General features: G+C 72.6%; 24 protein-coding genes. 19 read left to right on the top strand and 5 right to left on the bottom strand.

The annotated features are described in order from the left end of the window. Nucleotides 1-37: 37 nt before the first annotated feature. The 3 genes from priA to hisF are packed head-to-tail and all read left to right on the top strand — an operon-like array spanning nt 38 to nt 1,928. Entirely contained in the window at nt 38-763 is a 726-nt protein-coding gene (gene priA, locus NFU81_RS21765; protein ID WP_251492433.1) for a bifunctional 1-(5-phosphoribosyl)-5-((5-phosphoribosylamino)methylideneamino)imidazole-4-carboxamide isomerase/phosphoribosylanthranilate isomerase PriA, read from the top strand. Then, nucleotides 760-1,173, top strand: coding sequence for a Rid family hydrolase (locus NFU81_RS21760; RefSeq protein WP_251492431.1), 414 nt, complete (start codon nt 760-762; stop codon nt 1,171-1,173). The genes priA and NFU81_RS21760 overlap by 4 nt, the downstream gene beginning before the upstream one ends. Then, nucleotides 1,170-1,928, top strand: a complete 759-nt coding sequence (gene hisF / locus NFU81_RS21755; protein WP_251492429.1) for an imidazole glycerol phosphate synthase subunit HisF — start codon at nt 1,170-1,172, stop codon at nt 1,926-1,928. The genes NFU81_RS21760 and hisF overlap by 4 nt, the downstream gene beginning before the upstream one ends. A gap of 4 nt (nt 1,929-1,932) precedes the next feature. Here the strand turns inward: hisF and NFU81_RS21750 are convergent, their stop codons facing one another. After that, nucleotides 1,933-2,535 carry an O-methyltransferase gene (locus NFU81_RS21750; protein ID WP_251492427.1) on the bottom strand — a complete coding sequence of 201 codons (603 nt, stop codon included), beginning with the start codon at nt 2,533-2,535 and terminating at the stop codon, nt 1,933-1,935. 109 nt (nt 2,536-2,644) lie between these two features. Here NFU81_RS21750 and NFU81_RS21745 point away from each other — a divergent pair, with 109 nt between their 5' ends. Together NFU81_RS21745 and NFU81_RS21740 are read left to right on the top strand one after the other, a co-directional pair. Continuing rightward, the gene (locus NFU81_RS21745; RefSeq protein ID WP_251492425.1) at nt 2,645-3,238 is read left to right on the top strand and encodes a winged helix-turn-helix domain-containing protein; all 594 of its coding nucleotides are present in this window, start codon (nt 2,645-2,647) and stop codon (nt 3,236-3,238) included. 17 nt (nt 3,239-3,255) lie between these two features. Next, the gene (locus tag NFU81_RS21740) at nt 3,256-4,494 is read left to right on the top strand and encodes an MFS transporter (RefSeq protein ID WP_251492423.1); all 1,239 of its coding nucleotides are present in this window, start codon (nt 3,256-3,258) and stop codon (nt 4,492-4,494) included. A gap of 152 nt (nt 4,495-4,646) precedes the next feature. On the opposite strand, the gene NFU81_RS21735 is transcribed toward NFU81_RS21740, so the two are convergent. Next, nucleotides 4,647-5,279 carry a TIGR03085 family metal-binding protein gene (locus tag NFU81_RS21735; RefSeq protein ID WP_251492421.1) on the bottom strand — a complete coding sequence of 211 codons (633 nt, stop codon included), beginning with the start codon at nt 5,277-5,279 and terminating at the stop codon, nt 4,647-4,649. A gap of 19 nt (nt 5,280-5,298) precedes the next feature. Next, on the bottom strand, nt 5,299-6,006 hold the full coding sequence (locus tag NFU81_RS21730; RefSeq protein ID WP_251492419.1) for a hypothetical protein: 708 nt from the start codon (nt 6,004-6,006) through the stop codon (nt 5,299-5,301). A 440-nt stretch (nt 6,007-6,446) separates the two neighbouring features. On the opposite strand from NFU81_RS21730, the gene hisI reads away from it, so the two are divergent. Both hisI and NFU81_RS21720 read left to right on the top strand, forming a co-directional pair. After that, nucleotides 6,447-6,806: a phosphoribosyl-AMP cyclohydrolase gene (gene hisI / locus NFU81_RS21725; protein ID WP_251492417.1), complete on the top strand. Its 360-nt coding sequence runs from the start codon at nt 6,447-6,449 to the stop codon at nt 6,804-6,806. Nucleotides 6,807-6,817: 11 nt separating this feature from the next. After that, nucleotides 6,818-8,323: an anthranilate synthase component I gene (locus NFU81_RS21720; protein WP_251492415.1), complete on the top strand. Its 1,506-nt coding sequence runs from the start codon at nt 6,818-6,820 to the stop codon at nt 8,321-8,323. A gap of 65 nt (nt 8,324-8,388) precedes the next feature. Here the strand turns inward: NFU81_RS21720 and NFU81_RS21715 are convergent, their stop codons facing one another. Continuing rightward, nucleotides 8,389-9,597, bottom strand: coding sequence for a S53 family peptidase (locus tag NFU81_RS21715; protein ID WP_251492500.1), 1,209 nt, complete (start codon nt 9,595-9,597; stop codon nt 8,389-8,391). A 351-nt stretch (nt 9,598-9,948) separates the two neighbouring features. Here NFU81_RS21715 and NFU81_RS21710 point away from each other — a divergent pair, with 351 nt between their 5' ends. From NFU81_RS21710 to NFU81_RS21660, 12 genes are all read left to right on the top strand, one after another. After that, entirely contained in the window at nt 9,949-10,647 is a 699-nt protein-coding gene (locus tag NFU81_RS21710; RefSeq protein WP_251492413.1) for a TIGR02234 family membrane protein, read from the top strand. A 113-nt stretch (nt 10,648-10,760) separates the two neighbouring features. Beyond that, a complete protein-coding gene (locus tag NFU81_RS21705; protein WP_251492411.1) occupies nt 10,761-11,030 on the top strand; it encodes an HGxxPAAW family protein in 270 nt (89 codons plus the stop codon). A 71-nt stretch (nt 11,031-11,101) separates the two neighbouring features. Beyond that, on the top strand, nt 11,102-11,539 hold the full coding sequence (locus NFU81_RS21700) for a DUF2752 domain-containing protein (protein WP_251492409.1): 438 nt from the start codon (nt 11,102-11,104) through the stop codon (nt 11,537-11,539). A gap of 156 nt (nt 11,540-11,695) precedes the next feature. Then, nucleotides 11,696-12,505 (top strand): indole-3-glycerol phosphate synthase TrpC, encoded by an 810-nt coding sequence (gene trpC, locus NFU81_RS21695; protein ID WP_251492407.1) that lies wholly within the window; start codon nt 11,696-11,698, stop codon nt 12,503-12,505. A 147-nt stretch (nt 12,506-12,652) separates the two neighbouring features. Next, nucleotides 12,653-12,856, top strand: coding sequence for a tryptophan biosynthesis modulator TrpM (trpM, locus tag NFU81_RS41330; RefSeq protein ID WP_422665246.1), 204 nt, complete (start codon nt 12,653-12,655; stop codon nt 12,854-12,856). 115 nt (nt 12,857-12,971) lie between these two features. Further along, a complete protein-coding gene (gene trpB, locus NFU81_RS21690) occupies nt 12,972-14,219 on the top strand; it encodes a tryptophan synthase subunit beta (RefSeq protein ID WP_251492405.1) in 1,248 nt (415 codons plus the stop codon). After that, a complete protein-coding gene (trpA, locus tag NFU81_RS21685; protein WP_251492403.1) occupies nt 14,216-15,034 on the top strand; it encodes a tryptophan synthase subunit alpha in 819 nt (272 codons plus the stop codon). Before trpB ends, trpA begins: the two co-directional genes overlap by 4 nt. A gap of 91 nt (nt 15,035-15,125) precedes the next feature. After that, nucleotides 15,126-15,938, top strand: a complete 813-nt coding sequence (locus NFU81_RS21680) for a DsbA family protein (RefSeq protein WP_251492401.1) — start codon at nt 15,126-15,128, stop codon at nt 15,936-15,938. A gap of 109 nt (nt 15,939-16,047) precedes the next feature. Beyond that, nucleotides 16,048-17,106, top strand: a complete 1,059-nt coding sequence (lgt, locus tag NFU81_RS21675) for a prolipoprotein diacylglyceryl transferase (RefSeq protein WP_251492399.1) — start codon at nt 16,048-16,050, stop codon at nt 17,104-17,106. Between the two features lie 116 nt (nt 17,107-17,222). Then, entirely contained in the window at nt 17,223-17,957 is a 735-nt protein-coding gene (locus tag NFU81_RS21670) for a VIT1/CCC1 transporter family protein (protein WP_251492397.1), read from the top strand. Nucleotides 17,958-18,283: 326 nt separating this feature from the next. Continuing rightward, nucleotides 18,284-22,828, top strand: a complete 4,545-nt coding sequence (gltB, locus tag NFU81_RS21665; RefSeq protein WP_251492395.1) for a glutamate synthase large subunit — start codon at nt 18,284-18,286, stop codon at nt 22,826-22,828. Next, nucleotides 22,821-24,284, top strand: coding sequence for a glutamate synthase subunit beta (locus NFU81_RS21660; protein WP_251492393.1), 1,464 nt, complete (start codon nt 22,821-22,823; stop codon nt 24,282-24,284). Before gltB ends, NFU81_RS21660 begins: the two co-directional genes overlap by 8 nt. Nucleotides 24,285-24,427: 143 nt before the next feature. On the opposite strand, the gene NFU81_RS21655 is transcribed toward NFU81_RS21660, so the two are convergent. Further along, nucleotides 24,428-25,351, bottom strand: coding sequence for a hypothetical protein (locus NFU81_RS21655; protein ID WP_251492391.1), 924 nt, complete (start codon nt 25,349-25,351; stop codon nt 24,428-24,430). Nucleotides 25,352-25,402 lie beyond the last annotated feature (51 nt).

Genomic DNA, 25,402 nt, shown 5'->3' with positions numbered 1-25,402 from the left:
GTCCACCGACCCACACCACCCGCGAGGACGCATCCCGATGACCAAGCTCGAACTGCTCCCCGCCGTCGACGTCCGCGACGGCCAGGCCGTACGCCTCGTGCACGGCGAGTCCGGCTCCGAGACGTCGTACGGCGACCCGCTCGCCGCGGCGCTCGCCTGGCAGGGCGCGGGCGCGGAGTGGCTGCATCTGGTCGACCTCGACGCGGCGTTCGGCACCGGCGACAACCGGGCGCGTATCGCCGAGGTGGCCCGCACCATGGACATCAAGGTCGAGCTGTCCGGCGGCATCCGCGACGACGACACGCTCGCCGCGGCGCTCGCCACCGGCTGCACCCGGGTCAACCTGGGCACGGCCGCGCTGGAGACCCCGGAGTGGGTCGCCAAGGTCATCGCGCAGCACGGCGACCGGATCGCGGTCGGCCTCGACGTGCGCGGCACCACCCTGCGCGGCCGCGGCTGGACCCGGGACGGCGGCGACCTCTACGAGACGCTGGCCAGGCTGGACTCCGAGGGCTGCGCCCGCTACGTCGTCACCGACATCGCCAAGGACGGCACCCTGCAGGGGCCGAACCTGGAACTGCTGGCGAACGTGTGCGCCGCGACCGACCGCCCGGTCGTCGCGTCCGGCGGTGTCTCCAGCCTTGACGACCTGCGCGCCATCGCGTCTCTTGTTCCGCAGGGTGTGGAGGGCGCGATCGTCGGAAAGGCGCTCTACGCGAAGGCGTTCACGCTCGAAGAGGCCTTGGAGGCAGTGTCACGATGACCGGAACCCCCGCAGTACGGCGTGAGCAGTCCGACAGCCCGCTGGAGGAGACCATCGGCTTCGCCCGTGCCGTCGCCGCGGGGGACAGGGTGCTGGTCTCCGGCACCATGCCGCTGGTCGACGGTGCGGTGCGGGGCGAGGGCAGCCCGTACGAGCAGACGCTGCTGGCCTTCGGCAACGCGCTGGCCGCGCTGGAGCCGTTCGGCCTGGGGCCGGACAGCGTCATCCGCACCCGGATGTACCTGAGCCACGCGCGGGACGCCGACGACGTCGGCCGTGCCCACCGCGAACTGTTCGACGCCGTCCGGCCGGCCGCGACGATGGTCGTGGTGGCCGGCTTCACCGACTCCCGGGTGCTGGTCGAAGTCGAGATCGAAGCTTTCCGTGCTTTTGGAGGAGACACCGAATGACTCTCGCGGTGCGCGTCATCCCCTGCCTGGACGTGGACGGCGGGCGGGTCGTCAAGGGTGTCAACTTCCAGAACCTGCGCGACGCGGGCGACCCGGTCGAGATGGCCAGGCTCTACGACGCCGAGGGCGCCGACGAGTTGACCTTCCTGGACATCACCGCGTCCTCCGGTGACCGCGAGACCACGTACGACGTGGTCCGCCGCACCGCGGAGCAGGTCTTCATCCCGCTCACCGTCGGCGGCGGGGTGCGCAGCGCAGACGACGTCGACAAGCTGCTGCGGGCCGGCGCCGACAAGGTCGGCGTCAACACCGCGGCCATCGCCCGCCCCGAGCTGATCCGCGAGATCGCCGAGCGCTTCGGGCGGCAGGTGCTCGTGCTGTCGGTGGACGCCCGGCGGTCCGCCTCGGGCGAGGGCTTCGAGGTCACCACGCACGGCGGCCGGCGCGGCACCGGCATCGACGCGGTCGAGTGGGCCGAGCGGGCGGCGGAGCTGGGCGCGGGGGAGATCCTGCTCAACTCGATGGACGCGGACGGGACGAAGGACGGCTACGACACGGAGATGATCGCGGCGGTGCGGTCCCGGGTGTCGGTACCCGTGATCGCGTCCGGCGGCGCCGGGCAGCTTGCCGACTTCGCGCCGGCCGTCGCGGCCGGCGCGGACGCGGTGCTGGCGGCGTCCGTCTTCCACTTCGGCGACCTGCGCATCCCCGAGGTCAAGTCGGCGCTGCGCACGGCGGGCCACCCGGTCCGCTGAGGCCTCACCCCACCTTCGTACAGAGCAGGACCGCGAGGTCGGGCGCCAGCGGGACCTCGACCGTACGGAGCGCCGGGTGCTCCAGCCAGTGCAGGCGCGCGGTGTCCGGGGCGCCCTGGTGGGTCGGCGGGCCGCCCCGGGACGGGGTGAAGTCGTCGATGACCAGGACGCCGCCCGGCCGCAGGAGGGCGACGGGGTCGGCCGCGGGGCCGTCCCCCTTGCCCTGGCCGCCGCCGTCGAGGACGAGCAGGTCGAAGGGGCCGTCCTCGCCTATCGCCGTCCAGTCGGCGTGCCGCACGGTGACCCAGGGGGCCAGCGCGCTGAAGAGGCCGGCCGCAGCCGCGGCACGGTTGGCGTCCCGCTCGACGCTCACCGCTGTCGCGCCGTTGCGCATGCCGGACACCAGCCAGGCCAGGCCCACCCCGCAGCCGGTGCCGGTCTCGCCGATGCGTTCCGCACCCGCCGCGAGCGCCTGCAGCAGCCGGCCCTGCTCGGGCCGGCAGGAGTAGGGGAAGTCGAGCCGGGTCGCGGTGAGGGCGGCGCGTTCCACCAGGGGCGGCAGATCACCGGGGCCACGGAGATGCGCACGGGTGCCGTCGAGAGACATGGCGGTCATCCTGCCGGGACGGCAGGGGCGGACGGGGGCAATCAGGTGAGAAAGAAAGTTTGCGCAATCTGTATTGCGCAAACTTATTTTCGTATCTAGCGTAGGTGGTGTGACCGATCAGGACCGCTCCCAGCGCATCACCGACCTCGACGCCCTCAAGGTCTTCACCCACCCGCTGCGCATCCGCCTCTACCGCGCGCTGTTCACCGCCCGCACCGCTACCGCCTCCCACCTGGCCGACCAGGTCGACGAGGCGGTCTCCCTGGTGAGTTACCACCTGCGGAAGATGGCCGCGCACGGCTTCATCGTCGAGGCGCCCGAGCACAGCACCGACGGCAGGGAACGCTGGTGGAAGATCTCGGCCGAGCGCGGATTCACCTTCCGCAGCGCCGACTTCGACGACCGGCCGGAAGGCGCCGCCGTCCTCGCCCGGGTCACCCGGCAGCTGCTCGCCACCCGGGCGGAGCGCTACGAGCAGTACCTGGACGAGCAGTCCGCCTGGCCCCGCGAGTGGACCAACGCGTCCTTCTCCTCCGAGTACATGCCGCTGCTCAACGCGGCGGAGCTGCAGCAGATGGCCGAGGAGATCGGCGAGTTGATGCAGCGCTGGTCCGACCGCGGCCATGCCGCGGAGGACGCGGGCGACACCGAGGGCCGCGAGCACGTGGCCGTGCAGATGTACGGATTCCCCTTCCGCCCCTGACCCGAGGAGGCCGGCGCATGTCGGCGACCGCGACCACCACGACCACCACGACCGCAGCGAACCGGCCCGCGTACCGGGACGGCAACGTCCTGCGCTGGCTCAGCGCCTACACGGCGTCGCTGCTCGGCGACTCCGTCTACTTCGTCGCCCTCGGCTTCGCCGCCGCCAAGGTCGCGCCGCCCGCGCAGGTCGGCCTGGTCATGGCGGCGGGCGCGGTGCCGCGGGCGGTGCTCATGCTCGGCGGGGGAGTGGTCGCCGACCGCTTCGGCCCGCGCCTGGTCGTCATCGGCAGCGACGCCGTGCGCTGCGCGCTGATCCTCGCCGCGGCCGGGGCGCTCGCGCTGGCGTCGCCCGGGCTGTGGCTGCTGGTCGCCGTCGCCCTGCTCTTCGGCGTCGTCGACGCGCTGTTCATGCCGGCGGTCGGCGCGCTGCCGCCCCGGATCACCACGCCCGACCAGCTGGTGCGGCTGCAGGGCCTGCGCGCGCTGGTGATACGGCTCAGCACCGTCGTGGGGCCGCCGGCCGGCGGGCTCGCGATGGGCCTGGGCGGGGCCGCGGCGGCCTTCACGGTGGCGGGCCTGCTCTTCGCGACCTCCGTGCCGCTGCTGATCCGCACCCGGATCACCCCGCAGCCCAGGGCCGAACGGGCGCCCGCCACACAGGAGCTGCGCGACGGACTGCGCTACATCCGGCGCCACCGGGTGGTCGGCCCGCTGGTCCTGTCCGGCGCGCTGTGCGAACTCGGGCTGGTCGGGCCGCTCAACGTCGGCATGGTGCTGCTCGCCGACGAACGCGGGTGGGGCGCCGCCGGATACGGCTGGGTCATCGCGGCCTTCAGCGCCGGGGCCGGGGCCAGCGCGCTGCTCCTCACCGTACGCGGCCGCATACCCCGCGCCGGGGCCGTGCAGATCGCCACGCTGCTCGTGGGGTCCGCGGCGATCGGCTTCATAGGCGTCGCCCCCGTGCTGGCCGTCGCGGCCGGCGTGGCCTTCCTGGCCGGGCTCATCTGCGGGGTCTGCGGCGGCCTGGCCTCCGCACTCATCCAGACGTCCACGGACCCGGCCTACCTGGGCCGTGTCACCTCCGTCATGAGCCTCACGGGCTTCGGCCTCGCCCCCCTGGCCTACCCTCTCTTCGCGGCAGCCGTCGGCGCGTTCGGCCCTTCCCCCGTCTTCCTCGCCAGCGCCACCTTCGCCGCACTCGGCGCGGCCTTCACGGCCTTCCTCCCGGCCATCCGCCAGGCCGAACTCCCCTGACGGCCGAGGCCCAGCGCAACTGTGAACGCCACCGTAAGGGGCACCCCCAGGGGCGCGAGGCTGCATCTCATCTGCGGCCGGCGCTGCGCGAGCGCGCCAGCCCACCACCGGGAGAAGGTCCCGGGAAGGGGCACGGGGGCACCCCGGGGGGATCAGACCCCGAGATCGGCGGCTTGGGCCAGGGCCACAGCCGCCTTGTCGCCTTCGGCGACGACGTCGGCCGAGGTCTGGCGCCCGGACGCGAAGAGGGCGAGCTCCGCGGGCTCGCCGGTGACCGTGACGACGGGGGAGCCGCGGTGGGCGACCACCGTCTGCCCGTCGGGCCGGCGCAGCACGAGGCCGACCGGGGAGCGCCGCGCGAAGAGACGCGCGGCGCGTTCGAGGCGCGACCACAGCGCGTCCGCGAAGACCGGGTCGATCTCCCGCGGCGTCCACCCCGGCACCGCCCGCCGCACATCCTCGGTGTGCACGTAGAACTCCACCGTGTTCGACGCCTCGTCGACCTGCTTGAGCGCGAACGGTGACAGGCGCGGCGGCCCGGTCCTGATCAGCCGGATCAGTTCCTCGTACGGCCGCCGCGCGTACTCGCCGCGCACCCGCTCCAGCCGGTCCGCGAGCTGCGGGACGACGAGCCCCGCGGCCGCGTCACCGCGGCGCTCGCGCACCACGATGTGCGCGGCCAGGTCCCGGGTGGTCCAGCCCTCGCACAGGGTCGGCGCGTCGGGGCCGGAGCTTTCCAGCAGGTCGGCGAGGAGCAGACGTTCACGCTGCGCATGGGTCGTCATGCCGCCAGGTTAGCCGCGGTCAGCTCAGCTTGCTGTGCAGCTTCTTGCCGTTGGTGCCGTCGTTGAGGGTCAGCGAGCACGTGACGGTGTTGCGGCCCTGCAGCTGGTACGTGATCAGCTGCGGGAACAGCACGTAGGAGTAGTAGTCCCCGCCGGCCGGCGCATGCCGGTTGGCGTCGGCCTCGCACAGCGAGAACGCCTTCTTCTCGATCTCGTCCTCGGTGGTGAACGTGCCGCTCAGCGTCTTGTTCGCGATCGCCTGCGCGTCGTGCGCGGACGTGCAGGACACTGTCTGGACGGTGTCGATGCCGGGCGTCATCGAGGGTGCGTTGAAGCACTTCCCCGGGTCGACCACCACGTACGGCATCTCCTCCCCGTCCGTGGCCGACGGCTCGGGCTCGTCGCTGCTCGACGGGAGGTCGGTCGGCAGGTCCAGGCTAGGGAAGTCCGTGGGCAGCGTGAAGGTGGGCGTCGGGACGGTCGGCAGGGTCGGCAGCGAGCTGATCGACGGCTTGGGGGTGTCCTTGGCGCTCGGCTTGTCGCTGCCGCCGCCGCTGGACGCGGCGATGGCGCCGACGATCGCCCCGACCACGGCGACCGCGCCGACCGCGATCCACACGTTGCGCTTGGTGTGGTTCGGCGGCGGCTGCGGCGGCGGGAAGCCGCCCGGGTAACCGCCGCCCGGGTAACCGCCGCCGGGGTAGCCGTAGGCACCGCCTGGCGGCACCGGCGGTCCTGGCGGACCTGACGGGCCGTAACCGCCCTGCTGGGGATATCCGTATCCGTCGGCGGGCGGGGGCGGCGGGCCGAATCCGTCACCGGGCGGAGGCGGCGGACCGAATCCGTCACCGGGCGGGGGCGGCGGGCCGAAGCCCTGCGGCGGCCCGAAACCGCCGCCCTGTTCGGGTGGCGGCTGCGGACCATTGTGCGGAGGCGGAGGAAAACCCATGGTGGAAGGATGCCCCATACGGGTGACGTCGGCGGGTAACAACCCTGCGACAGGTGGGTGACGGCTCAATGTGCTTACCCCCTTTGCCGGTTATTGACGATTTTCCTCAGCCGGACGGCGCATAGGACGGGCCGCGGAACACCCTTTCGCAGCACCTTCCGCCCACCCCTTGGACATCGCGTTTCCGCCGGTGGCGCGTCCGGCGGCATGATGGACGCATGTCCGCGACCTCGCTCGATCCCGCCATCGCAGCCCGACTCAAGCGCACCTCCGACGGCCTGGTGCCCGCCGTCGCCCAGCAGTACGACACCGGTGAGGTGCTGATGCTGGGCTGGATGGACGACGAGGCGCTGCACCGCACGCTGACCACCGGCCGCTGCACGTACTGGAGCCGCAGCCGCAGCGAGTACTGGGTCAAGGGCGACACCTCGGGGCACGTGCAGCACGTGAAGTCGGTCGCGCTGGACTGCGACGGCGACACCGTGCTGGTGAAGGTCGACCAGGTCGGCGCCGCCTGCCACACCGGCGACCGCACCTGCTTCGATTCCGACCTCCTCCTGCCCGCCCCGGGCCAGTAATGTCTGCGGCCATGGACCTCGATACCTTCCGCAAGCTGGCGGTCGACCGCCGCGTCATCCCGGTCAGCCGACGGCTCCTCGCGGACGGCGACACGCCGATCGGGCTCTACCGCAAGCTCGCCGCGGAGCGGGTCGGCACCTTCCTGCTGGAATCGGCCGACACCAGCTCCAACAGCGGCGCGGGCGGCGGGTCCTGGTCGCGCTACTCCTTCGTCGGCGTGCGGTCCTCCGCCGCGCTGACCGCCGTCGACGGGCAGGCGCACTGGCTGGGCACCCCGCCGGTCGGCGTCCCGGTCGACGGCGACCCGCTGGCCGCGCTGCGCGCCACCGTCGAGGCGCTGCACACCCCGCGCGACCTGACCGCGGGCATGCCGCCCTTCACCGGCGGCATGGTCGGCTACCTCGGCTACGACATCGTGCGCCGCCTGGAGCGCATCGGCGACAGCACGTACGACTCGCTGCAGCTGCCGGAACTGACCATGCTGCTGACCTCCGACCTGGCGGTGCTCGACCACTGGGACGGCACGGTGCTGCTGATCGCCAACGCGATCAACCACAACGACGAGGCCACCGGCGTCGACGAGGCCTACGCCGACGCCGTCGCCCGCCTCGACGCGATGCAGGCGGATCTGGGCAGGGCCGTACCGCAGCAGCCCATCGCGCTGCCGGAGTCGATCGACTTCGGCGTGACCTGGGGCTGGGGCGGCGAGGACTTCAAGGCCGCGGTCGAGGACATCAAGGAGCGCATCCACGCCGGCGAGGCCTTCCAGGTCGTGGCCTCGCAGCGGCTGGAGACCGAGTGCACCGCGAGCGCGCTCGACGTCTACCGGGTGCTGCGGACGACCAACCCGTCGCCGTACATGTACCTGCTGCGCTTCGACGGCTTCGACGTGGTCGGGTCGAGCCCCGAGGCGCTGGTCAAGGTCGAGGACGGCCGGGCGATGCTGCACCCGATCGCGGGCACCCGCCCGCGCGGGGCGACCCCGCAGGCCGACGCGGCGCTCGCCGTGGAGCTGCTCGCCGACCCCAAGGAGCGTGCCGAGCACCTGATGCTGGTCGACCTGGGGCGCAACGATCTGGGCCGGGTGTGCGAGCCGGGCAGCGTCGAGGTCGTCGACTTCATGTCGGTGGAGCGCTACTCGCACGTGATGCACATCGTCTCGACCGTCACCGGCCGGGTCGCCGCGGGCAGGACCGCCTTCGACGTGCTCACCGCGTGCTTCCCGGCTGGCACCCTGTCCGGTGCGCCCAAGCCGCGCGCGATGCAGATCATCGAGGAGCTGGAGCCGACCAGGCGCGGTGTCTACGGCGGCTGCGTCGGCTACCTGGACTTCGCCGGCGACTCCGACACCGCCATCGCCATCCGGACCGCGGTGCTGCGCGACGGCGTCGCCTACGTCCAGGCCGGCGCGGGCGTCGTCGCGGACTCCGACCCGGCCGCCGAGGACGCCGAGTGCCGCAACAAGGCCGCGGCGGTGCTGCGCGCGGTTGCGACGGCCAACGTGATGCACGGCTGATGCACCGCTGAGGACGTGCGAGGGCGGGGCGGCCGCCAGGTCCGCCCCGCCCCGCCGCCCGCGGGTCAGCCGGTGAAGGCCGCCACGCCGTTCGGGGTGCCGAGCCCGGTCGGGCCGTCGTAGCCCGCGCTGCCCGTGCACAGGTACGAGCCCGCGCACTCGCCGTTGGTCCCGCTCACCGCGTCGTCGAGCGCGTCGGTGTGCGCGTACGGGAAGGACGCCGGGTACGAGCCGTCGGACGGTGTTCCGGCCAGCGCGTAGAGCGAGGCGATGATCGGCGCCGAGGCGCTGGTGCCGCCGAAGACCTCCCAGCCGCTGTCGTTGCCGTAGGTGTCGTAGACCGCGACACCGGTGGCCGGGTCGGCGACCGCGGACACGTCGGCGACGGTACGGCCGGCGCACTCGCCGTCCTGCTGCCAGCCGGGCTTGGGGTCGTAGGCCGAGCAGCCGGAGCCCGCCCCGCCCCACACGGTGTCCGTCCAGCCGCGCGAACTGCCGTCCTGGCGCAGCGAGGTGCCGCCGACCGCGGTCACGTACTGCGAACCCGCCGGGTACTCCACGCCGTAGCCCGCGTCGCCCGAGCTGACGGTGATGGCGACGCCCGGGTGGTCGAAGTACTGCGTGTCGTACGTGGTGTCGGCGCCGGACTCACCGCCGCCGTAGCTGTTGGAGACGTACTTCGCGCCCAGCGACACCGCGGTGTTGACGGACTCGCCGAGGTCGGTCATCGCCGAGGTGTCCGCCTCGACCAGCAGGATGTGGCAGGCCGGGCAGACCGCGCTGACCATGTCCACGTCGAGGGATATCTCCTCGGCCCAGCCCGGGTCGGGCGCCGGCAGCGCGGAGCCGCCGCTCTGGCCGACCTTGCGGAAGCAGCCGTTGTCGGTGGTGCAGGCCGGCAGGCCGTACTGCTCGCGGTAGGTGGCCAGATCGGCCTCCGCGTCGGGGTTGTCGTAGGCGTCCACGACCGCCACGGTGGCGTCGGAGCCGCCGGTCTCCGGGATGGCGTAGGCGCTGCGCAGCTCGGAGGGTCCGTAACCCGACGGGATGGCCGCCGGGTGCGCGGAACGCGCCGAGAGTGCGAGGGAGTCGGTGCCGCTGGTGACCTTGAGCGCCTTGCAGGCCATCAGATCGGGCGCGGTGCTGACCGCGCAGGAGCGTGCGGTGGTCAGCCGGTGCGCGGGTGCCTGCTGGGGCTCCGCGCCGGCGGTGGGGGAGAAGGCGACCAGCCCGGTCGCGGCGAGCCCGGCGGCCGCGACGAGGGCCGGCCACATATGGCTCGCCGCGCGGCGGGTGCGGTGGGGGGTGTGCAAGTGCTGCCTCCGGTGGGGGGAGTGTGTGATGCGTGGTGCCGCTGCGTCCGGTGGGGGAGCAGGGGGATGGCGGCGAACGTATGGTGACCGGTCGCACGCCAACAAGGCGGGCTACCGGTGGGATCGGAAGCTATACCGCTGCTTTGCCTGCCATTGGCGGGAGTTGGCGCATCCTTGATCTGGTCATGACCAACGGAGAGGTGTGAAATCGGCTTGCGCCGGTCCGTCCGGTACGGCCGCCTACCGTCCGGTACGCACCGGCTCCTGCCCCCCGGTCGAGGCCGCCCGGCATCGGCAGGGGATAGTGGACGGGTGACCTCCGTCCCGCAGCAGCCCCACCCCGCGCCGGCCCCCGCCCCCGAGCAGGACGCCGCGCCCTCCGCCGCGCACCGGCGCGGCGTCAGGACGCTGGCCGCCGCGCTGCCCGCCGGCGCGGTCGGCGCGAGCCTGGTGCTGGTCGCCGCGGGCAAGACCTGGACGCGCGGCTCCGCCGCCTTCGGCGACACCCACCTGCCGGTGCACGCCTCGGGCACCGACACCACCGCGCTGCCCGGCGCGCTCGCCCTGGTCGGCCTCGCCTCGCTCGTCGCCGTCTTCGCCGTCCGCAGGGCGGGGCGCTACGCCGTCTCCGCGCTGCTCACCCTCAGCGGGCTCGGCGTCGTCGTCATGGTGCTGGCCCGGCACGGCGACCACGCCGCCCTCGACACCGCCGCCGGGACCGCCGTCGGCCTCGCCCACGCCACCGCGGAGCACGCCTCCACCACCGGCTGGCCGCTGGTCTCCGCCGCGGGCGGCGTGCTCCTGCTGCTCGCCGGGCTGCTCGCGCTGCGCTACGGCCAGACCTGGCCCGCGATGTCCAGCCGCTACGACCGCCCCGGCGCCCGCCGCCCGGTCCGCGCCAGGGCCGCCGCCTCCGCCGCCGCGTCCCGCCGCCCGTCCCCCGTCGACCCGGATCGCGCCGAGGACCTCTGGAAGGCCCTCGACCGCGGCGAGGACCCCACCGGCGCCTAGGGCGTCGGCAGCGCGTCCGACCCCCATGCGTGGTCCGCTGCGGATACGCGCAACAATGGGGGACGACGTGGAAGGCGACGGACGCCTCCCACCGGGAGCATCAGGGAGTATTCATGGCGGCCCACTACGACCACGGACACACCCCGGCCGCGTGGACCGGAGTGATCATCTCCTTCATCGGCTTCTGCGCCGGCGGTGTCTTCATGGTCGCCGCGGAGCCCGTCCCGTTCTGGGGCAGCATGGTCGTGGTCCTGCTCGGCCCGCTGGTCGGCGGCATCATGAAGTCGATGGGTCTGGGCCGCAAGGCGCAGGGGCACGTGAGCACCCCGGTCGTACGCGCCGAGGAACCGCAGAAGGAAGCCGCCGCGCACGTCGGCGCCTGACCCACGCCCGCACCGCCACCTGGCGCAGCGTCCCGCTGCGCCTTCGTGCGTCCCGGGGCAGAATCGCCGCCGTGACCACCCACCAGGCCGCGGCGGCCCCGACCGGCAGGCCCGCGGGCCTGCGCGCGGCGGCCGTCCCGCTCGGCGTGCTCGGCGCCGTCGCCGCAGGCTTCGCCTACGTGGCGGCCGTCGACCCCGGGCAGCCCGGCCACTACCCCGCGTGCCCGCTGCTGTACTACACCGGCGTCTACTGCCCCGGCTGCGGCGGCCTGCGCGGTGCCCACGCCCTGGCCCACGGCCACCTCGGGACCGCGCTGGGCTGCAACGCCGCCGCCGTCGCCGGGTACGCCGTCTTCGCCGTCGTGTGGACGGTCTGGTTCGCCCGCACCCTGCGCGGCAGGCGCTTCGACCCCGCCCTGCCGCCGGGCGCCCTCTACGCCCTGTGCGGGCTGCTGCTGGCTTTCACCGTGATCAGGAACCTGCCTTTCGGGGCCGCGCTCGTGCCCTGAGGGATCCGCCGGGCGGGGCAAGATTGTCCAGGTGGTGGGACCGTCGATCACCGGATGCGGGCTGCCGGGCCGCCGCCCGATACCATCGCAGTGCCGGTGCTCTCCGTACCGGCCCGATCATTTCGCTGCACGGCCGGCCGGAAGGGGAGCTCTCGCGTGAGTGTGCTCGACGAGATCATCGACGGAGTCCGCGCAGACCTCGCCGAGCGGCAGGCACGGGTCTCCCTCGACGAGCTCAAGGAGCGCGCCGCCAAGGCGCGGGACGCCAAGGACGGGGTCGCCGCGCTGCGCGGCGAGGCCGTCAAGGTCATCTGCGAGGTCAAGCGGTCCAGCCCGTCCAAGGGCGCGCTCGCCGCGATCGCCGACCCCGCGGGCCTGGCCGCGGACTACGAGGCGGGCGGCGCGGCCGTCATCAGCGTCCTCACCGAGCAGCGCCGCTTCGGCGGTTCGCTCGCCGACCTCGAAGCGGTACGCGCCAAGGTCGACATCCCGGTGCTCCGCAAGGACTTCATCGTCACCGCCTACCAGCTGTGGGAGGCCCGCGCGTACGGCGCCGACCTCGCGCTGCTGATCGTCTCCGCGCTCGACCAGCCCGCGCTGGTCTCGCTCATCGAGCGGGCCGAGTCGATCGGGCTCACCCCGATCATCGAGGTCCACGACGAGGAGGAGGTCGGCAGGGCGGTGGACGCGGGCGCGCGCATCATCGGCGTCAACGCGCGCGACCTGAAGACGCTGGAGGTCGACCGGGGGAACTTCGGGCGTATCGCGCCGGAGATCCCCGACCACATCGTGAAGATCGCGGAGTCCGGGGTCCGCGGACCCCACGACCTGATCGCGTACGCGAACGACGGTGCCGACGCGGTGCTCGTCGGTGAGTCCCTCGTCACCGGGCGCGACCCGCGCACTGCGGTCGCCGACCTCGTCGCCGCCGGCGCGCACCCGGCACTCCGCCCCGGCCGCGACTGACGGCTCCGCCGCGCCTCGGGGGGTGCGCCTCTGCCCGCGAGGGGGTTCCTGCGGTTCCCCTTGCGCAAGGGGGCAACTACCCCTGAAAAACGCTCGCCCTCTCCGGAAGAGGGCACCCCCGGTCAGGCACCCCTGCCAAGGGGAGTCGTGCACCCCGGGGACCCGGGAGGGAGTCCGGGGGCACCCCGGGGAGGTAGAGTGCGGGGCGTGTCATTGGAATCGCGCCTCGCACCCGGCTGCCGCCCCCGCGGCTGCCGCGCCCCCGCACGCCGTGTGCTGGGCCGCCGCGTGCGGTACGTGATCGGGTGCGAGCCCGGCCAGGTGAACGGCAGGCGATGGCGCCGCGGCTGAGCCGCCCGCCAGTCCGCGTACAGCCGTCAGGACAACCTCACCGCCGTCAGAGGCGAGCCGCACCGTGTGCGGCCCTTCGGCGGGAGCACGTGGAAACCATGACCAGGGGATACCCATGCCAGAAAAACCCGAGTTCTTCCTCCCCGACCCGGAGGGTCTGACCCCCAGCGCCGAGGGCTACTTCGGCGCGTTCGGCGGGAAGTTCATCCCGGAGGCGCTGGTCGCCGCCGTGGACGAGGTCGCCGCCGAGTACGAGAAGGCGAAGGCCGACCCCGCCTTCGCGGCCGAGCTGAACGAGCTGATGGCCAACTACACCGGCCGGCCCAGCGCCCTGACCGAGGTGCCGCGGTTCGCCGCGGAGGCCGGCGGGGCCAGGATCTTCCTCAAGCGCGAGGACCTGAACCACACCGGCTCGCACAAGATCAACAACGTGCTCGGCCAGGCGCTGCTGACCCGGCGGATGGGCAAGACCCGGGTCATCGCCGAGACCGGCGCGGGCCAGCACGGGGTGGCCACGGCCACGGCGTGCGCGCTGTTCGGCCTGGAGTGCACGATCTACATGGGCGAGGTCGACACCAAGCGGCAGGCCTTGAACGTGGCGCGGATGCGCATCCTGGGCGCCGAGGTCGTGTCGGTGACCTCCGGCAGCCGCACCCTCAAGGACGCGATCAACGAGGCCTTCCGCGACTGGGTCGCGAACGTCGACCGCACGCACTACCTGTTCGGCACCGTCGCGGGACCGCATCCCTTCCCCGCGCTGGTGCGCGACTTCCACCGGGTGATCGGCGTCGAGGCCCGGCGGCAGCTGCTGGAGCGCACCGGGCGGCTGCCCGACGCGGCCGTCGCCTGCGTCGGCGGCGGCTCCAACGCCATGGGCCTGTTCCACGCCTTCCTGCCGGACGCGGGCGTGCGGCTCGTCGGCTGCGAGCCGGCGGGGCACGGGGTGGAGACCGGCGAGCACGCGGCCACCCTGACCGCGGGCGAGCCCGGCATCCTGCACGGCTCGCGCTCGTACGTCCTGCAGGACGACGAGGGCCAGATCACCGAGCCGTACTCGATCTCCGCGGGCCTCGACTACCCCGGAGTCGGCCCCGAACACGCCTACCTCAAGGACACCGGGCGGGCCGAGTACCGCGCCGTCACCGACGACGCGGCCATGCAGGCGCTGCGGCTGCTGTCCCGCACCGAGGGCATCATCCCCGCCATCGAGAGCGCGCACGCGCTGGCCGGTGCGCTGGAGCTGGGCCGCGAGCTGGGCCCCGAGGCCCTGCTGCTGGTGAACCTCTCGGGACGCGGGGACAAGGACATGGACACCGCGGCCCGCTACTTCGGGCTGTACGACAGTGAGGAGGCGGGCAAGTGAGCGGGACGATCGAACTTCTGCAGGAGGCCCTCGCACACGCGAAGGCCGAGAACCGCGCCGCCCTCATCGCCTACCTCCCGGCCGGCTTCCCGACCGTCGACGGCGGCATCGAGGCGGTCAAGGCCGCCTTCGACGGCGGCGCCGACATCGTCGAGGTCGGGCTGCCGCACAGCGACCCGGTGCTGGACGGCCCGGTCATCCAGACCGCCGACGACATCGCGCTCAAGAACGGCGTCCGGATCGCCGACGTGCTGCGCACGGTCCGCGAGGCGCACGCGGCGACCGGCAAGCCGGTGCTGGTCATGACGTACTGGAACCCCGTCGACCGCTACGGCGTCGAGCGCTTCGCCGCAGAGCTGGCCGAGGCGGGCGGCGCCGGCTGCATCCTGCCCGACCTGCCGGTCGAGGAGTCCGAGGGATGGCGGAAGGCGGCCGAGCAGCACGGCCTGGCCACCGTCTTCGTCGTCGCCCCCTCCAGCAGGGACGAGCGGCTGGCCCGGATCACCGCGGCCGGCTCCGGCTTCGTCTACGCCGCCTCGCTGATGGGCGTCACCGGCACCCGGGCCAGCGTCGGCGAGCAGGCCGGCGAGCTGGTGCGGCGCACCCGGGCCACCACGGAGCTGCCGGTGTGCGTCGGCCTGGGCGTCTCGAACGCCGTACAGGCCGCCGAGGTCGCCGCCTTCGCCGACGGCGTCATCGTCGGCTCCGCCTTCGTCAAGCGCATCCTGGACGCGGAGGGCGACGAGGCGGCCGGCCTCGCCGCGGTCCGCGCGCTGGCCGCCGAGCTGGCGGAAGGCGTACGCAAGCGCGGCTGACGATCACCCGTGGGAGCGGGTTTTGTCACTCCCGCGGGCGAAAAACGGTGGGGGGAGGCGCTGAGCGCCTCCCCCCACCGTTGCGCTGGGCGTGAGTCAACGCAACAGTGACGGAAAGCGCAGCGCCCGCGAGGCCCTGCAAGAGCAGCGCGCCCAGGATGCGGCCCGAGCCAAGCGCAAACGGACGCTGGTGGTGGCGGGCGGTGTGGTCGCCGTCCTCGGCATCGCCGCCGTGATCGGCGTGGCCGCGTCCGGCCACCACGGCAGCACCACCCCGCAGTCCGGCACCCCGGCGGCCGCCCCCAGCGGCGCCACCGGCACGGACAGCCTGGTGATCCCGGTGGGCGCCCCCGACGCGCCCTCGACGCTGACCATCTACGAGGATTTCCGCTGCCCGGCCTGCGACGCGTTCGAGACGCAGTTCACACCGACCATCCACGCGCTGGAGGACAGCGGGCAGATCAAGACCGAGTACCACCTGGTCACCCTGATCGACGGCAACCTCGGCGGCAGCGGCTCGCTGAACGCCGCGAACGCCGCCGCGTGCGCGCAGGACGCCGGGAAGTTCCGCGCCTACCACGACGTCCTCTACGCCAACCAGCCCGACGAGCAGGACGACAAATTCGCCGACAAGAACACCCTGCTCACCCTCGCGGGGAAGGTCCCGGGGCTGAAGACGGCGACTTTCACGGCGTGTGTGAACAACGGCACTCATGACTCGTGGGTGCAGAAGTCCAACGACGCGTTCGGCAATTCCGGCTTCAACGCCACGCCGACGATCCTGCTGAACGGCAAGAGCATCTACGGGACGAACCCCGCGCTCACCCCCGACAGCCTCCAGCAGATGGTCACCGCCGCGAACAAGGGAAAGCAGCCGGCGAAGGTCACCGCGACGCCGTCCTGACCGGCCGCGGTCGCCCGTCCCGGCACGACGCCGTGCGCCCTGCCGTTATCCAGACGTAGCCGGGCGGGCTGCCGTGTACCCGTCCGGCACGGTAGCGTCGGACATTGCCATGGAACTCGCATTCATCCCCAGCCCCGCGCACGGCGTCGTCCACCTCGGACCGATCCCGCTGCGCGGCTACGCGTTCTGCATCATCATCGGCGTCTTCGTTGCCGTCTGGTACGGCAACAAGCGCTGGATCGCCCGCGGCGGGGGGGCCGGCACGGTCGCCGACATCGCCGTGTGGGCGGTGCCGTTCGGCCTGATCGGTGGCCGTCTGTACCACGTGATCACCGATTACGAGCTGTACTTCACCGACGGCAAGGACTGGGTCGACGCCTTCAAGGTCTGGCAGGGCGGGCTCGGCATCTGGGGTGCCATCGCCTTCGGCGCACTGGGCGCCTGGATCGGCTGCCGCCGCCGCGGTATCGCGCTGCCGGCGTACGCCGACGCCATCGCGCCGGGCATCGCCTTCGCGCAGGCCATCGGCCGCTGGGGCAACTGGTTCAACCAGGAGCTGTACGGCGGGCCGACCACCCTGCCGTGGGGTCTGAAGATCGACGCTTCGCACCGCCCGGACACCACGCCGGACCTGGCGACGTACCACCCGACCTTCCTGTACGAGTCGCTGTGGTGCGTCGGTGTGGCACTGCTGGTGATCTGGGCCGACCGGCGCTTCAAGCTCGGGCACGGGCGGGCCTTCGCGCTCTACGTCGCCGCCTACACGGTGGGCAGGGCGTGGATCGAGCACATGCGGGTCGACTACGCGCACCACATCCTGGGCATGCGTCTCAACGACTGGACAGCGATCATCGTCTTCGCGGGCGCCGTCGTCTACCTGGTGCTCTCCGCCAGGATGCGGCCCGGCCGTGAGGAGACCGTGGAGCCGGTCGCCGCGCTGGACGGCCAGGCGGACGCCCAGGCGGACGCCCAGGCGGACACCGCCGACGCCGCGGAGCCGCCGGCCGACGCCGACGCGACCGCGAAGGACCTGGTGAAGGAGCCCGCGGCCGACTCCGCCGCGGACGCGCCCGACGACCCGGCGGAGCCGTCACAGGAGGCCGAGCCGGCCGGCGACGAGCCCTCCAAAGCCGCCGCGGGACCGGCCGGCGGACCGGCCGCGAGCTAGTTTCCGCAGGCCAGGTCAGCCTTTCCTTGCTGGCGGGCGCCCCGCGTCCCCAGGTACGGTCGAACCCGTTTCCGACAGGGCGCGGCCGCACGGCCGCGCGGGGGAGGGTGAACCGTATGACAAGCGCCGCCGCAGAGAAGGCCGCCGCCGCGCCGTATCACGTCCCCCACCACGTGCACCGGGACGTGACCGGCGGATGGCTGCGGCCCGCGGTGTTCGGGGCCATGGACGGCCTGGTGTCCAACCTCGCGCTGATGACCGGGGTGGCCGGCGGCGATGTGAGTTCCCGCACCATCGTGGTCACCGGCCTCGCGGGCCTGGCCGCCGGCGCCTTCTCCATGGCGGCCGGCGAGTACACCTCGGTGGCCTCCCAGCGCGAGCTGGTGCAGGCCGAGCTGGACATCGAGCGGATCGAGCTGGACCGGCACCCCGAGGACGAGCTGCGCGAGCTCGCCGCGCTGTACGTGGCCCGCGGAGTGGAGCCGAAGCTGGCGCACGAAGTGGCCAGGCAGCTGTCCGCCGACCCCGAGCAGGCGCTGGAGATCCACGCCCGCGAGGAGCTGGGCGTGGACCCGGGCGACCTGCCGTCGCCGCTGGTCGCCGCGGGCTCGTCCTTCGTGTCCTTCGCGCTGGGCGCGCTGCTGCCGGTGCTGCCGTACCTGCTGGGCGCCGACGTGCTGTGGCCTGCGGTGCTGCTGGCGCTGGTGGGTCTGTTCGGCTGCGGTGCGGCTGTGGCGCGGGTCACCGCACGTTCCTGGTGGTACAGCGGGCTGCGGCAGCTGGTCTTGGGCGCCGCGGCCGGTGGGGTTACCTTCGTACTGGGAGCACTCATCGGCACCGCCGTCGGCTGAGTCCGCGCCCGCGCGGAAGCCGTCGGCCACAAGCCCCGTGTTTCCCCGCCGTTTCAGCCGCCACCGCACGGGGCATCACTCGGTAACGCACCGGCAGAGCCGCCAGGGCAGCGCCGGAATCGTCGGTCAACCCACAGCCGGACGCTGGCCCGAAGTGGCTGCTCCATCCCCCTGGAACGTCCACATGCTGGAATTGAGTATCCGCTTCTCGAACACTCGGCCATCATGTAACCTGCACGAAATCGCAGAGGGCCAACGTCGTCCCTGTTGCGCATGCCTGGAAATACAGGCAATGCATACAAGCCAATGACGACGACGGGAGAGCCATGCGTTCGCGTTCCGCGTTCATGGACGGGCGCCCCGCCCCGCAGGGGATGTACGACCCCCGCAACGAGCACGACGCCTGCGGTGTCGGCTTTGTGGCCACCCTCACCGGCGAGGCGAGCCATGATCTCGTGGAGCAGGCGCTCACCGTCCTGCGCAACCTGGAACACCGCGGAGCCACCGGCGCCGAACCCGACTCGGGCGACGGCGCGGGCATCCTGCTCCAGGTCCCTGACGCGTTCCTGCGCGAAGCCGCCGGCTTCGAGCTGCCCGCCGCCGGTCACTACGCCGTCGGCGTGGCCTTCCTGCCCGTCGAGAACGAGGACCGCACCAAGGCCGTCGACGCCATCGAGCGGATCGCCGGCGAGGAGGGCCTGACGGTCCTGGGCTGGCGCGAGGTCCCGGTGGCCCCCGAGATGCTCGGCACCACCGCCCGCTCGACCATGCCGTACTTCTCCCAGCTCTTCGTCGCCGACACCAACGGCGAGCTGGCCGGCATCGAGCTCGACCGGCCCGCCTTCGTGCTGCGCAAGCGCGCCGAGCGCGAGGCCGACGTCTACTTCCCCTCGCTGTCCGCCCGCACCCTGGTCTACAAGGGCATGCTCACCACCGGGCAGCTGGAGCCGTTCTTCCCCGACCTGTCGGACCGCCGCTTCGCCACCGCCATCGCGCTGGTGCACTCGCGCTTCTCGACCAACACCTTCCCGAGCTGGCCGCTCGCCCACCCGTACCGCTTCGTCGCGCACAACGGCGAGATCAACACGGTCAAGGGCAACCGCAACTGGATGCGCGCCCGGGAGTCGCAGCTGGCCAGCGACCTGTTCACCGGCGACATCGAGCGGATCTTCCCGGTCTGCACCCCCGAGGCGTCCGACACCGCGTCCTTCGACGAGGTCCTCGAACTGCTCCACCTGGGCGGGCGCTCGCTGCCGCACAGCGTGCTGATGATGATCCCCGAGGCGTGGGAGAACCACGACTCCATGGACCCCGCGCGGCGGGCGTTCTACCAGTACCACTCCACGCTGATGGAGCCCTGGGACGGCCCGGCCTGCGTCACCTTCTCCGACGGCTCGGTCGTCGGCGCGGTCCTGGACCGCAACGGCCTGCGCCCCGGCCGCTACTGGGTCACCGACGACGGCCTGGTCGTGCTGGCCTCCGAGTCCGGCGTGCTGGACATCGCCCCGGAGAAGGTGGTCCGCAAGGGCCGGCTGCAGCCCGGCCGGATGTTCCTGGTCGACACCGTCTCGCACCGGATCGTCGAGGACGACGAGATCAAGGCCGCGATCGCGGCCGAGAACCCGTACTCCGACTGGCTCGACGCCGGTCTGATCGACCTCGCCGACCTGCCCGAGCGCGAGCACATCGTGCACACCCACGCCTCGGTCACCCGGCGCCAGCAGACCTTCGGCTACACCGAGGAGGAGCTGCGGGTCCTCCTCGCGCCGATGGCCAGGACCGGCGGCGAACCGCTCGGCTCGATGGGCACCGACTCGCCGATCGCCGCGCTGTCCGACCGCCCCCGGCTGCTGTTCGACTACTTCACCCAGCTGTTCGCGCAGGTCACCAACCCGCCGCTGGACGCGATCCGCGAAGAGCTGGTCACCTCGCTGATCTCCACCATCGGCCCCTCGGGCAACCTGCTGGAGCCCAGCCCGGCGTCCTGCCGCAACCTCACCCTGCCCTTCCCGGTGATCGACAACGACGAGCTGGCCAAGCTCATCCACGTCAACGCCGACGGCGACATGCCGGGCCTGAAGGCCGCCACCCTGTCGGGCCTGTACCGGGTCACCGGCGGCGGCGAGGCGCTGGCCGCCCGGCTCGCCGAGATCTGCGCGGAGGCCGACGCCGCCATAGAGGACGGCGCCCGGCTGATCGTGCTGTCCGACCGGCACTCCGACGCCGAGCACGCCCCGATCCCCTCGCTGCTGCTCACCTCCGCCGTGCACCACCACCTGATCCGCACCAAGCAGCGCACCCAGGTGGGGCTGCTGGTCGAGGCCGGCGACGTCCGCGAGGTCCACCACGTGGCGCTGCTGATCGGCTACGGTGCCGCCGCCGTCAACCCCTACCTGGCCATGGAGTCCGTCGAGGACCTGGTCGCGGCCGGCACCTTCCTGGGCGGCATCGAGCCCGAGGCGGCGCTGCGCAACCTGATCAAGGCGCTCGGCAAGGGCGTGCTCAAGGTCATGTCCAAGATGGGCATCTCCACCGTGGCCTCCTACCGCGGTGCCCAGGTCTTCGAGGCCATCGGCCTGGACGCCGACTTCGTGGACACCTACTTCCACCTCACCGACACCAAGATCGGCGGGGCGGGCATCGACGTCATCGCCGCCGAGGTCGCCGCCCGGCACGCCAAGGCCTACCCGGTCTCCGGCATCCAGGCCGCGCACCGCCGGCTGGAGATCGGCGGCGAGTACCAGTGGCGCCGCGAGGGCGAACCGCACCTGTTCGACCCGGACACCGTCTTCCGGCTCCAGCACGCCACCAGGACCCGCCGCTACGACATCTTCAAGCAGTACACCGAGCGGGTGAACGAGCAGTCCGAGCGGCTGATGACGCTGCGCGGCCTGTTCGGCCTGAAGTCCGAGCGCGAGCCCATCGCGATCGACGAGGTCGAGCCGGTCTCCGAGATCGTCCGGCGGTTCTCCACCGGCGCCATGTCGTACGGCTCGATCTCCCGCGAGGCGCACGAGACGCTCGCCATCGCCATGAACCAGCTCGGCGGCAAGTCCAACACCGGCGAGGGCGGCGAGGACCCCGAGCGGCTCTACGACCCCGCCCGGCGCAGCGCCATCAAGCAGGTCGCCTCCGGCCGCTTCGGCGTGACCTCGGAGTACCTGGTCAACGCCGACGACATCCAGATCAAGATGGCCCAGGGCGCCAAGCCCGGCGAGGGCGGCCAGCTGCCCGGCCACAAGGTCTACCCGTGGATCGCCGGCACCCGGCACTCCACCGCGGGCGTCGGCCTGATCTCCCCGCCGCCGCACCACGACATCTACTCCATCGAGGACCTCGCCCAGCTGATCCACGACCTGAAGAACGCCAACCCCAAGGCGCGGGTCCACGTCAAGCTGGTCTCCGAGGTCGGTGTCGGCACGGTCGCCGCGGGCGTCAGCAAGGCGCACGCCGACGTCGTCCTGATCTCGGGACACGACGGCGGCACCGGCGCCTCCCCGCTGACCTCGCTCAAGCACGCCGGCGGCCCCTGGGAGCTGGGCCTGGCCGAGACGCAGCAGACGCTGCTGCTCAACGGGCTGCGCGACCGTATCGTCGTGCAGACCGACGGCCAGCTCAAGACCGGCCGCGACGTGGTCATCGCCGCGCTGCTCGGCGCCGAGGAGTTCGGCTTCGCCACCGCACCGCTGGTGGTCTCCGGCTGCGTCATGATGCGGGTCTGCCACCTGGACACCTGTCCGGTCGGCGTCGCCACCCAGAACCCGGTGCTGCGCGAGCGCTTCTCCGGCAAGCCCGAGTTCGTGGTGAACTTCTTCGAGTTCATCGCCGAGGAGGTCAGGGAGATCCTGGCCGAGCTGGGCTTCCGCAGCATCGAGGAGGCCGTCGGCCACGCCGAGCTGATCGACGCCGGCCGCGCCGTGGACCACTGGAAGGCGCAGGGCCTTGACCTGGCCCCGCTGCTGCACGTCCCCGCGCTGCCCGAGGGCGCCGCACTGCACCGCACCACCGAGCAGGACCACGGCCTGGCCAAGGCGCTGGACAACGAGCTGATCAGGCTCGCCGCCGACGCCCTGGACACCGGCGCCCCGGTCCGCGCCCAGGTGCCGATCCGCAACGTCAACCGCACGGTCGGCACCATGCTCGGCCACGAGGTGACCAAGAAGTACGGTGGCGCGGGCCTGCCCGAGGGCACCATCGACATCACCTTCACCGGCTCCGCGGGCCAGTCCTTCGGCGCGTTCCTGCCCAGGGGCGTCACCCTGCGGCTCGAAGGCGACGCCAACGACTACGTCGGCAAGGGCCTGTCCGGCGGCCGGGTGATCGTCCGCCCGGACCGCGGCGCGGACCACCTCGCCGAGGAGTCCACCATCGCCGGCAACACCATCGCCTACGGCGCCACCGGCGGCGAGCTGTTCCTGCGCGGCAGGACCGGCGAGCGCTTCTGCGTCCGCAACTCCGGCGCCACCGTCGTCTCCGAAGGCGTCGGCGACCACGGCTGCGAGTACATGACCGGCGGCCGGGCCGTCGTCCTCGGCACCACCGGGCGCAACTTCGCGGCCGGCATGTCCGGCGGCATCGCCTACGTCCTCGACCTGGACCCGGCCGCCGTCAACCCCGGCATGGTCGAGGTCGAGGCGCTGGACGCCGACGACATCACGTGGCTGCACGATGTGGTGCGCCGCCACGCCGAGGAGACCGGCTCCACCGTCGCCGAGCGGCTGCTCGCCGACTGGGGCGCCGCCCTCACCCGCTTCGGCAAGGTCATGCCGAGGGACTACAAGGCAGTGCTCGCCGCCAAGAACGCCGCCGAGCAGGCCGGACTCTCCGAGTCCGAGACCACCGCGAAGATGATGGAGGCGGCAAATGGCTGACCCCAAGGGCTTCCTCACCACCGGCCGCGAGACCGCTCCGACGCGCCCGGTCGAGGAGCGCAAGCAGGACTGGAACGAGGTCTACGTCCCCGGCGGGCTGCTGCCCATCATCAGCAAGCAGGCCGGCCGCTGCATGGACTGCGGGATCCCGTTCTGCCACAACGGCTGTCCGCTGGGGAACCTGATCCCCGAGTGGAACGACTACGCCTACCGCGAGGACTGGCAGGCCGCCTCCGAGCGGCTGCACGCCACCAACAACTTCCCGGAGTTCACCGGGCGGCTGTGCCCGGCGCCCTGCGAGACCGCGTGCGTGCTGGGCATCAACCAGCCGGCGGTGACCATCAAGAACGTCGAGGTCACCATCATCGACAAGGCGTGGGACTCCGGTGACGTGACCCCGCAGCCGCCCGACCGGCTGTCCGGCAAGACCGTCGCCGTCATCGGCTCGGGCCCCGCGGGCCTGGCCGCCGCCCAGCAGCTCACCCGGGCCGGCCACACCGTCGCGGTCTACGAGCGCGCCGACCGGATCGGCGGGCTGCTGCGCTACGGCATCCCCGAGTTCAAGATGGAGAAGCGGCACATCAACCGGCGCATCGAGCAGATGCGCGCGGAGGGCACCAAGTTCCGCACCGGTGTGCAGATCGGCACCGACCTGGACGCCGGCAAGCTCGCCAAGCGCTACGACGCCGTCGTCATCGCCGCCGGTGCGACCGTCTCCCGCGACCTGCCGGCCCCCGGCCGGGAGCTGACCGGCATCCACTTCGCGATGGAGTACCTGCCGCTGGCCAACAAGGTGCAGGAGGGCGACTACGTGGCGCCCCCCATCACCGCGGAGGGCAAGCACGTCGTCGTCATCGGCGGCGGCGACACCGGCGCGGACTGCGTGGGCACCGCCCACCGCCAGGGCGCACTGTCGGTGACGCAGCTGGAGATCATGCCGCGGCCCGCGGACGAGCGCCCGGCCGGCCAGCCCTGGCCGACGATGCCGGCGGTCTACAAGGTCACCTCGGCCCACGAGGAGGGCGGCGAGCGGGTCTACGCCGTCAACACCGTGAAGTTCACCGGCGACGCGGACGGGCACGTGCGCGAGCTGCACCTGGTCGAGGTCGTCTTCCAGGACGGCCGGTTCGTCCCGCAGGAGGGCACCGAGAAGGTCATCCCGGCCGACCTGGTCACCCTCGCCATGGGCTTCACCGGCACCGACCAGTCCAACGGCATGGTCGAGCAGCTCGGCCTGGAGCTGGACGCCCGCGGCAACATCGCCAGGGACGGCTCCTACGCCACCAACGTCGACGGCGTCTTCGTCGCCGGCGACGCGGGCCGCGGCCAGTCGCTCATCGTGTGGGCCATCGCCGAGGGCCGCTCGGCGGCCAAGGCCGTCGACGCGTACCTGACGGGCCTGCCGTCCGCCCTGCCGGCGCCCATCCGCCCCACCGACAGGCCGCTGACCGTCTGACGGCCCCCGAATGTCCCGCACAACGGTGTGCGGAACGCCTGCAGCGCCCGCCTCCCCGACCAAGAAGGCGGGCGCTGTTCCTTTCCCTCGCGCCTTTCCCCTCGCGCCTCTTCTCCCTTGCGACGGCACGCCGGGCGCGGACCTCACGTGTCGACGTCCAGCTCCGTGTGGCACAGCGCGCAACGCGCCCGCAGCCGCCCGCGGCAGGGGAGCCGGATGCGCTGGAAGCAGGTGGGGCAGGGGAAGGCGACCCGCACCGTCGGGGCGCCGCCCTCGAAGGAGTAGTCCGGTCCCGCCGCCAGCGCCCTGCGGTCCTTGGCGTAGCGGCGGCGGGCCGCCCAGCCCGCACCGGCCAGCGGCGCCCGCCGCAGGTCCTGCTGGGCGCGGGCGAGGCCCGCACGGTACGCGTCGCGGGCCTGCGCGGAGTGGAACCACGGCTCGATGTCCTCACCGAAGGCGGCCGCCCGCTTGGCCAGGACGTAGCCGAACTCCTCGGGCGTGAGATAGCCCAGCTTGTACGCCGACATCATCAGCCGCTCGCCGCGGATCGCGGCCTCCTCGCGGTACGCGTCCAGCAGCAGCCAGCCCGCACCCAGGTACGTCGTCACCGTGTCGGTGAGGATCTCGTTGTCGCGGGTGCCGGGGAACTCCAGGCCGAGCCGATGCAGGTAGACGTGCATCACCTCGTGCGCCAGCGCCGCCCCGACGTCACGCCGGTCGGACCTGAAACGCGAGTGCAGCTCGATGAAGTACTCGGGACCCGCGGCCAGTTCGACGTTCCCCGCGTGGACCATGTCGCGGAAGCCGACCACCATCCGGGCGTCCGGCAGCCGGAAGTGCTGCACCATCACCCGGGCCACCCGCTGCGCACCCAGATACAGGTCCTCGTCGGCGGGGAAGTCCACCAGATCAGGGAGCACGCTGCTGGGGAAGCGCTGCACCCCGTCAGCGGAGATCCGCCGGTACAGCGCGGTCAGCGCCGCCCGTACGGTGTCCAGGTGCGGAAAGCCGTGCACGATGGCCCCGCCTCCCGCGGTCGACGCCCCCGGCTCCGCGTACCCGGTCATGACCACCTCCCCGTACTCCACGAGCGTACGCGTCGCCGTACACGCCTGTCC

The organism is Actinacidiphila cocklensis, assembly GCF_907177275.1.
Lineage (GTDB): Bacteria > Actinomycetota > Actinomycetes > Streptomycetales > Streptomycetaceae > Actinacidiphila > Actinacidiphila cocklensis.
Note: the sequence above shows the minus strand (reverse complement) of the source record. Positions and strands in the feature narration are given on the sequence as shown.